Origin of the sequence: Paraburkholderia sp. EG304, assembly GCF_046543485.1 — a bacterium.
Lineage (GTDB): Bacteria > Pseudomonadota > Gammaproteobacteria > Burkholderiales > Burkholderiaceae > Paraburkholderia > Paraburkholderia youngii.
Window position 1 is genome coordinate 1 of the sequence record NZ_JBKGUA010000186.1, and the last position, 1932, is coordinate 1932.

At 54.3% G+C, this 1932-nt stretch carries 2 protein-coding genes; both read left to right on the forward strand.

Annotated features, from left to right (window positions below; translation table 11 throughout):
* The first annotated feature begins 643 nt into the window (after positions 1-643).
* Positions 644-1150, forward strand: a complete 507-nt coding sequence (locus tag ACLFKU_RS43145) for a hypothetical protein (protein ID WP_410853312.1) — start codon at positions 644-646, stop codon at positions 1148-1150.
* A gap of 22 nt (positions 1151-1172) precedes the next feature.
* Positions 1173-1817: a methyltransferase domain-containing protein gene (locus ACLFKU_RS43150; protein ID WP_410853313.1), complete on the forward strand. Its 645-nt coding sequence runs from the start codon at positions 1173-1175 to the stop codon at positions 1815-1817.
* Positions 1818-1932 lie beyond the last annotated feature (115 nt).

The following is a 1932-nucleotide window of genomic DNA, read 5'->3' on the forward strand; positions in this document are numbered from 1 at the left end:
CCGTGCTGGAAATCGCCGGGTGTCGCCCTCGTGCACACCATGCGGCTCTGGCAGCAATGCTAACCCGCGTCTGGTTTCTCACGGCGGGCCAGCCACCACATCACGGAAAGTCATACTGCCTAAACCGTCTCCTTTCCGACACAACAAATACCACGGCTTGTTCGCCGTAGCATTAGCGGAGCTCAACGGCACGAGCGACATTGACGCCAAGTGAGACACGCAGATGCGAGGATTCTTGATGGGTGTCAACCTGTCATCACGCAAGACTTGCGCGACATCATTTCGATGCGACAAGAATAAAACGCAAGCAAGGCGATATCCGAGAATAGGCGCAGTAGAGCATCCCCGCGAAGGCGACGCCTTTTGCATAGTGCAGTCTTGGTGCAATGCGCAAGGGTCGGGCTACCATAGTTCTCGATTCGTGCTGTTTCGACTCAGGGGCAGCCACGAGCTGTGAGACGGGTAGACGCTGCTGCGGATGAAATCTCGCCGCCCAGTAAAGACGCGGACCGGTTCGAAGCCTAACCCGGCCCACAACGGCTTACTCATAACGGCATTTGTCCTGTCAACCTCTCTACTGTTACAGGTCGGCCAATGGATGTCGATGACGAGGTCGGCATGGCTCAATCGGTAGATTATTCATATGAGCCGCGATAAAAACCTAAGAACTTCAAAAATCAGTGCAGAAAACGTTTCTGGGAAACTGCCATCAGGGATGCTTCCTTCGGATACGCGGCCGCCGCCTAGCCATCGAGAACAGACCGTACGGGCAATCGTAGCGTTTAACCAACTGGCGAAACGTCACAGACGGATCCATTGCGCGGCGGCACCCAGCGCTTCCGAGCTGTCCGGGTTCCCTCTCGTACTTCTTCGGGACTACATGCGTGCCTGCTTCGGTTTATTCGGGGATCGGGGGCCGGGGAGCACAAGTGCCGTCGATCCGTCCGTCGCTGGGCCGCTCAAACAGGCTTGCGAACAGGATGCCGATGCGGGCGTCACACTGGCCCAGCTGATTTACGCGATGATAAAAGGTAAAGATGCATTTGTGGGGGATGGTCAGTTTGATGACAAGGGCCTTGTGGCCTACTTGCGATCTCACCTGGAAGCTCACGAGATGTCGGCAGTAATTGCTGCAGTGACACTGCTATAACAAGCGTGCAACCGGGCCAGCGTTGAAGCTATGTGCCGACGAACCTGACTCCGCGCGCCTTGCAGTACTGTGCGGAGACGAGATTCTCACGGTTGACCTGCTGCGCTTGGGTACCAGTGAAACAGTTCAGGGCGTCGGGGCCGCAGAGGAGACTCAGAATGGCGGTATGGAAGCGAGTGTAATCTCAGATCAGGAATACGTCGAAGCGCTTCGCGTCATGGACAGCTCAGGTCGTGGTGAGACCATCATCAATGCTTTGGAGAGGAACATCCTCGGCGAATTGTCTGAGGAAGAGGACTTTCTCGAGGTAGGGGTTGGTACTGGCATCGTTACAAACGCAATCTCGAAGAACTTTAAGCGTACATCGATCGTGGAGATCAATCCCGATCTGATGACGCATATTAATTTTCTGCCTGAGATGGTTTTTCACGAGTCGGTGATTAACGTGAAATTGCCCGTGGGCCGTTATGATCTTGTGCTTTGCTCTGACGTGTTCTATCGGTTCTCAATTGAGGAAATCACGCAGGCTGTGTTAAGGCTTAGGGCAGGTTTGAAACGTACCGGGGTGCTTGCGATTGTCATGACCGCGCCGCGAAACACGTATCATGAACTGTGCTCGTTCTTTGACATAAACTACAAAACAGTGGGCATATACTGTAGCGGCTAAGTTGTAATGTCCGCTTCTGGCCAAGTTCAAATGTCCGCTTTTGCGCCGCGTAAGCTGTCCTGCCGCCGGTTGTCCGGCACGGGGAGCTTCGATGGCAGTAATAGAACGGATAACG

What these genes read in the sequence shown, in the direction of transcription:
- ACLFKU_RS43145 (WP_410853312.1), top strand. Translation starts at nt 644, where the DNA reads ATGAGCCGCGATAAAAACCTAAGAACTTCAAAAATCAGTGCAGAAAAC.